Source organism: Mycobacterium sp. (assembly GCF_032162605.1).
GTDB lineage: Bacteria > Actinomycetota > Actinomycetes > Mycobacteriales > Mycobacteriaceae > Mycobacterium.
Map to the genome: position 1 here is coordinate 1 of NZ_JAVROT010000365.1, position 6047 is coordinate 6047.

Annotated in this window: 5 protein-coding genes and 4 pseudogenes; 3 read left to right on the plus strand and 6 right to left on the minus strand. The window is 66.6% G+C overall.

Annotated features, from left to right (window positions below):
* Positions 1-23: 23 nt before the first annotated feature.
* Positions 24-386, plus strand: a pseudogene (locus tag QOI01_RS20595) (GrpB family protein); the annotation flags it as partial.
* Between the two features lie 20 nt (positions 387-406).
* Here the strand turns inward: QOI01_RS20595 and QOI01_RS20600 are convergent.
* Complete coding sequence (locus tag QOI01_RS20600; protein ID WP_526384198.1) at positions 407-814, minus strand: nitroreductase/quinone reductase family protein; 408 nt, start codon at positions 812-814, stop codon at positions 407-409.
* Positions 815-868: 54 nt separating this feature from the next.
* Positions 869-1396, minus strand: a pseudogene (locus QOI01_RS20605) (cytochrome P450); the annotation flags it as partial.
* On the opposite strand from QOI01_RS20605, the pseudogene QOI01_RS20610 reads away from it, so the two are divergent.
* Positions 1388-1528 (plus strand): annotated as a pseudogene (locus QOI01_RS20610) (TetR/AcrR family transcriptional regulator); the annotation flags it as partial. The pseudogenes QOI01_RS20605 and QOI01_RS20610 overlap by 9 nt on opposite strands.
* A gap of 27 nt (positions 1529-1555) precedes the next feature.
* Here QOI01_RS20610 and QOI01_RS20615 read toward each other — a convergent pair.
* Genes QOI01_RS20615 through QOI01_RS20630 form a run of 4 tightly spaced genes read right to left on the minus strand, consistent with a single transcriptional unit; the run spans position 1556 to position 5386 of the window.
* Positions 1556-2620, minus strand: coding sequence for an ABC transporter ATP-binding protein (locus tag QOI01_RS20615; RefSeq protein ID WP_526384200.1), 1065 nt, complete (start codon positions 2618-2620; stop codon positions 1556-1558).
* Positions 2617-3378: an ABC transporter permease gene (locus QOI01_RS20620; RefSeq protein WP_526384202.1), complete on the minus strand. Its 762-nt coding sequence runs from the start codon at positions 3376-3378 to the stop codon at positions 2617-2619. The genes QOI01_RS20615 and QOI01_RS20620 overlap by 4 nt, the downstream gene beginning before the upstream one ends.
* Positions 3375-4223: an ABC transporter permease gene (locus QOI01_RS20625; protein ID WP_526384206.1), complete on the minus strand. Its 849-nt coding sequence runs from the start codon at positions 4221-4223 to the stop codon at positions 3375-3377. The genes QOI01_RS20620 and QOI01_RS20625 overlap by 4 nt, the downstream gene beginning before the upstream one ends.
* Positions 4223-5386: an ABC transporter substrate-binding protein gene (locus QOI01_RS20630; protein ID WP_526384204.1), complete on the minus strand. Its 1164-nt coding sequence runs from the start codon at positions 5384-5386 to the stop codon at positions 4223-4225. The genes QOI01_RS20625 and QOI01_RS20630 overlap by 1 nt, the downstream gene beginning before the upstream one ends.
* Positions 5387-5595: 209 nt before the next feature.
* Between QOI01_RS20630 and QOI01_RS20635 the strand changes: the two are divergent.
* Positions 5596-6047: pseudogene (locus QOI01_RS20635) on the plus strand (hypothetical protein); the annotation flags it as partial.

Below are 6047 nucleotides of genomic sequence, written 5' to 3' on the forward strand. Positions count from 1 at the left end.
AGTTCGCTGAACAGCGTGATCGATTGTCTACGGCACTGGCGACATGGCTGTCCGGGCCGATCGAGCACGTGGGATCTACGTCAGTGCGTGGCCTGGCATTCAAACCGGTCATCGACATGCTCGCGCCCGTCAGATCGCTGTCGAAAGCGCGCCGAGCGGTACCGATCCTTCAGGACGCCGGCTGGCCGCTTTGGCCGTCAGATCCGAACGGTTCCTGGCGGCTGTGGTTCCTGCGTCCGCGGCCAGATGCCCGCACCCACCACCAGTACCTCATCGAGCCCGGCGACCCGCACGCACGCGAGTTGCTCGTGTTTCGCGATCTGCTGCGCTCACACGCCCTCCTGCGTGAAGCGTACGAACTGCTGAAACACCAACTCGCCCAAACGTATCGAGATGACCGCGAGTCTTACACGGCGGCAAAGGGACACTTCGTGGGAACCGTGTTCAGCAGGCTGGGATTGAGCCGCGTCCTCGGCCGCAGAATGAGCCGGGGGCGGCGGATCGGTGACACCCTCGATGCCGAGCTGGCGGCTTGGACGTTGCGGACCCAGTCCGATTCGGTGCGGTAGTTCAGGAAGACCACGAACTCGCCGCCCACGACGAACGCCATGACCGGAGTCCGATAGTCCTTGCCGGTGCTACGGCCGCGGTGCTCGATGACGGCCATGTGGTGCAGACGAGCGGCCCACAGCCGCTGGATCGGATTGGTGACTCGCTTGTTGAAGTGTGCGATGTAGCGCATCATGTGCGGACCCAGCAGCGACGAGATCCGCTCTGCCGCAGCGGCGATCCGATTGGCGATGGTGTTCGACATCCGTGGCCGCTCCTCGGCCACCTCGACGTTCTGGGGGTCGTCGTTCTTGGTGTTTCAGTTGAGGCGATCGGTGGCCGCGGCACTGCGGCTGTGCAGTTGCACCGGCAGTCGCGGGTAGCCGTAGAGGTTGACCAGCCCGCGCCGTTGCGGGGGTTCGGTCAGGCGCAGATCCGGATACGCCTCGAAGAGTGCGCGCAGCGCGGTGGCACCTTCGATTCGGGCGAGGGCCGCGCGTGCACACCGGAGGCGAACGCCAGATGGTCGCGCATTGGCCCGGGTGATGTCGAAGTCGTGGGGGTCGGTGAACACGTGCGGGTCGCGATTGGCGCCGCCGAGAAGCAGCGCAACCATCTCGCCGGCCCGAAGGTGCTGCCCGGCGATCTCGACGTCGCGATGTGGGGTACGGGCGGTCATCTGTACCGGGCTTTCGATACGCAGGATCTCCTCGACGGCGGCGGGCCAGAGGTCGGGATCCTCGCGTAGGCGTGCCAGCTGTTCGGGGTGAGCCAACAGCTGGACGATGCCGTTGCCGATGAGGTTCACGGTGGTCTCGAAGCCCGCCCCGATGAGTAGCGCAGCGTCGCGGAGCTCCAAACCCGACTCACCCTGTCGTTCATCGTCACCCCGCACACCGGGATCAACCTCGCCACGCTGGATGACACCAGGGCCTACGTGCGCCAATATCTCCTGCCGATGATCACCGCGTCCTGCTGACCCGCGCCGCTCATACGAGAGGTGCCGCTAGCTGGCGGTGGGAACCACCAACACCGAGGTTCGCAGCACCCCCACGGTCACCCGCTGTCCCGGCGTGAAGTCCCTGGCCTGTGCACTGCTCAACTGCGCGCTGACGACGGCACCGTCCGACAGCTCGGCGTACACCCGCGAGATCGGGCCGAGGAACGCCACTGACTTGATCGTGGCTCTACCCGCGTCATCGGCGGCGATAGTCACCGACTCCGGGCGCACCAGCGCGGTGCCCGCCCCCGATGCGATGGAACCGTTCAGTGTCGGCAGTTCCGAACCGAGGATGTGCGCGTTGCCGGACGAAACCGATGCCGGCACTTGGTTGTTCAGGCCGACGAACTCGGCCACGAACGGCGTGGCCGGGTTCGCATACACGTCGGCGGGCGCGGCGAGCTGCTCCAGGCGGCCCTTGCTCATCACCCCGACCCGGTCGGCGACCGCCAGGGCCTCCTCCTGGTCGTGGGTGACGAACAGCGTCGTCGTTCCGACTTCGAGCTGCACCCGGCGGATCTCGTCGCGCAGCTGTGTGCGAACCTTCGCGTCGAGTGCGGACAGCGGTTCATCGAGCAGCAGGACCCGCGGCTGGATCGCCAGCGCACGGGCCAGGGCCACCCGCTGCTGCTGGCCACCCGACAGCTCGGAGGCGTACTTGTGGGCATGCTCGGAAAGTCCGACGAGGTCGAGCATCTCCGCCGCCCGGCCTGCGCGGTCCCCCTTGCCCCGGCCGCGCATCTTCAGGCCGAACTCGACGTTCTCCAGCGACGTCAAGTGGGGAAACAGGCTGTAGGCCTGGAACACCATCCCCATGTCGCGCTTGTTGGCCGGCACGGCGGTGAGGTCACGCCCATCGACGGTCACGCTGCCCGAGGTCGCCTGGTCGAGACCGGCCAGGATCCGCAACGCGGTGGTCTTGCCACACCCGGACGGACCGAGCAGGGCGACGAACTCGCCCGGCTCGATCCGCAGGTTCAGGCCGTCGAGCGCCTTGACCGTGCCGTAGGTCCGGGTGAGATCGGTCAGCTCGACACTGACCCCCGTGGTCGATGTCGCAACAGTGCTCATGCGTGACGCCTCCGTCGGGTCAAGAGTGAAAGGGCAAGCAGCAGAACGAATCCGAACAGCAGCGTGGCCAGCGACGCTGCCACGGACGTCGGCCCGTCGGTCTTGCCGAGCGCGACGATCTGAACCGGAAGCGTCTGAAACCCGGACAGCGAGGCGACGGTGTACTCACCGAGCACGACGGCGACGGAGATGAACGCTGCCGACAGGATGCCCGAGGCGATGTTGGGCACCACGACGCGCGCGATCGTCGTCGGCCACCCGGCGCCGAGCGACCGCGCCGCCTCCGAGATGGTCCCGAGGTCGATCGCGGACAGCGCCGCGTCGATCGACCGGTAGGCGAACGGCAACACCAGCACGACGTAGACGAACGTCAGCGTCAGCGCGGATTCCCCAAGCAGATAGGTCACCCACAGGTAGACGTTCTTGAGTCCGACCACGACCACCAGAGCAGGAATGGTGAGCGGCAGCAGGCACAGGAATTCGACCGCACCCTTGGCCCACGGAGTGCGCAGCCGCACCCAGATCATCGTGGGCACCAACAGGATCAGCATCGCCACCACGGTCAGCGCCGCGAGCAGTAGCGAGGTCACGATCGACTGATAGAGCGCGTCGTCGGTGACGAGGTTCGTCCACGCCTGCATCGTCCGACCGCCCTTGAGCAGATTGCGGGTGGAGAAGTCCGCCATCGCGTACAGCGGGAACAGGAAGAACAGGCCGAACACCACCCAGAGCGCACCCTTGATCACGCGCTGCCTCATCGCAGCCACCTCGCCGTCCGACGGATGAGCACGCTGTACGCGGCCATCACCAACGCCACGACGACGATCATCTCGAGCGCCAGGGCGTACGCGAAGCCGGCCTGGCCCAGCACCACTTCGCTGGTCAGGGCGGCGCGGATCATCAGCGGCACGATCGGGCTGCCTTGGCTGACCAGAGCGGCGGCGGTGGCGTAGGCCGCAAACGCGTTGGCGAACAACAGAAGTGCCGAGCCGAGGAAGGCGGGCGTCAGCAGCGGGACGGCGACTTGACGCCAGTACTGCCACGTCGACGCGCCGAGGCTGACTGCGGCCTCGCGCCATTGCTCTCGCAGGCCCTCGAGCGCGGGCAGAAAGACGATCACCATCAGCGGAATCTGAAAGTACGTGTACACCAGGATCAGCCCCGGCAGCCCGTACAGCCAACCCGAACCGGCCAGATTCCAGCCGAGATGCTCCTGCGCCCACAGCGTCAGCACTCCGTTGAGGCCTATCGTCGCAAGGAACGCGAAAGCCAATGCGACGCCCCCGAACTGGGCCAGGACGCTGCACAGTGAAAGCACCGAACGCCGGATCAACGACGTCGCCGGCCTCGTCACGATCAGCCAGGCCAGCAATGCGCCGAACGCGGCGCCGAGGAGCGCGGTGCTACCCGACAGCAGCACACTCCTGCCGAGGGCGGTCAGCGCCGTCTCGGAGAACAGAGCGCCGAGGCGCGCCGACGAGAACCGGCCGTCCTCGACCAGAGCGCTGACGACCACCGTGATGGTCGGCACGATGAGGAAGATCGCGACGACCGCGAAGAACGGCAGCAGCGGCAGGGATTCGCGGAGTCGGCGCAACGGGATCAGCCGATCGCCTTCGCCCAGTTGGCCTCCAGGTACTTCTTGGCCGCATTGTTCTGCTGCTCGGTGACGTAGGTGGCCGCACCGTCGACGGGTGGCAACAGCCGGTAGGCGGCCAGGTCGATGGTGCCGTTGACCACCATGGTGTCGGCGCGCACCGGCCGTGCGCTGCCCTGCAGATACAGGTTCTGCCCCTCGTCGCCGAACAGGAACTCCTGCCACAGGCGGGCTGCAGCGGGGTGCGGGGCGTCCTTGTTGATGGCCTGGTAGTAGTAACCGGCGACGGCCGCGTTCGGCGGGATGAACACCTTCCACGACGGCAGCTTCTTGGTTTCGGCGACGTTCAGGTAGTCCCAGTCGACGACCACCGGCGTCTGGCCCGACTCGATGGTGGCGGGCGTCGGGTCGACCGGCAGGAAATTGCCTGCCTCCTTGAGCTTCTGGAAGAACGTGACCCCTGGCGCAATGTCGTCGGGCGAACCACCCTGGCTGACCGCCACCATCATGACGCCCGAGAACGCGGCGCCTGCCTGTGTCGGGTCACCGTTGAGCGCGACCTTGCCCTTGAACTCCGGCGCCAGGAGGTCGTTGACGCCCTTGACCTCGGGCACCTTCGCGGAGTCGTAACCGATCGACATGTAGCCGCCGTAGTCGTTGACCCACGCACCGTCGGGATCCTTCATGGCATCGGAGATCTCGTCGAACTTCGCGACCTTGTACGGCGCGAACAGCGCGGTGTTGGCCAGCGCGACCGACTGTCCGAGATCGAAGACGTCGGGCGCGGTGGACTTGCCCTTCTGCTGGGTCGCGGCGTTGATCTCGTCCTGGCTGGCCGCGTCGGGTTGCGCCGAGTTGACCTTGATGCCGTACTTGTCGCCGAACGCCTTGATGACGGCGCCGTAGTTGGCCCAGTCGGGCGGCAACGCGATGACGTTGAGCTGGCCCTCCTTCTTGGCGGCGTCGATCAGGCCCGACAGGTTGTCCCCACCGAAATCGGCGGCCGACTTCGCCTCGGACGCACTCACACCCGTGGAGGTCTTCTCCCCGTTCTCCTTCGCCTGGGGCGGTGCGCATGCGGCGAGGCCGCCCACGAGGACGAGGGCCAAGGCGCCGGCGACCACGGCGAGCCGTGAATCAGCGGAAGCGGTGAGCCGTGTTTTCTTCATTGGCGAACCTTCTTATGGACGGGAGGCGCGACGGTGACGCCGAAGTGTCTGCGCCTGGTCGCGACGGTGAACGAACAACTCGTTGGGGACCTTACCGGGGGGCTCACAGGTCGGCAGGCGTTCAGGGCGACGCACCCAGTTCTGCGACGCGTGCCACGAATTCGGCGACCTGCCGCGCATCTGCGCAGGTGGCCACCTAGCATCAGGGGGTGGCTGAGAGCGAGGCCTCGAGGGAAGCCAGACTGGACGATACTGTCGACAACCCAGTCGACACGGATCAGCTGGCCGTTCGGCAACCCGTCGACGACGGGGCACCCGAGGCGAACGGCGAGTTCGGGTACCTTTTCGACGAGCCCGAATACATCGATCCGGTGGCCGAGTTCGATGACCAATCCGAGGTCGCCTTCGAGAGAGAGGACGAACCCGCCGCCGAATGGGTCGCGCCGCCGCCGCTGGATCCAACGGAGCATCCGTTCGACGCCTTCAACGCGGGTACCTGGAACTTCAAGCCCGCCACCGTGCCCTGGTACCGCACCCGCTCGGCCATCGTCGCGCTCGTCGCAGCGTCGCTCGCCGTGGTCGCACTAGTCGTTTCGGTCGTACTTCTCGCCTTCCGCGGATCCTCCGGCGACGAGAAGGTTCCCGCTCCGACCGAGACGAC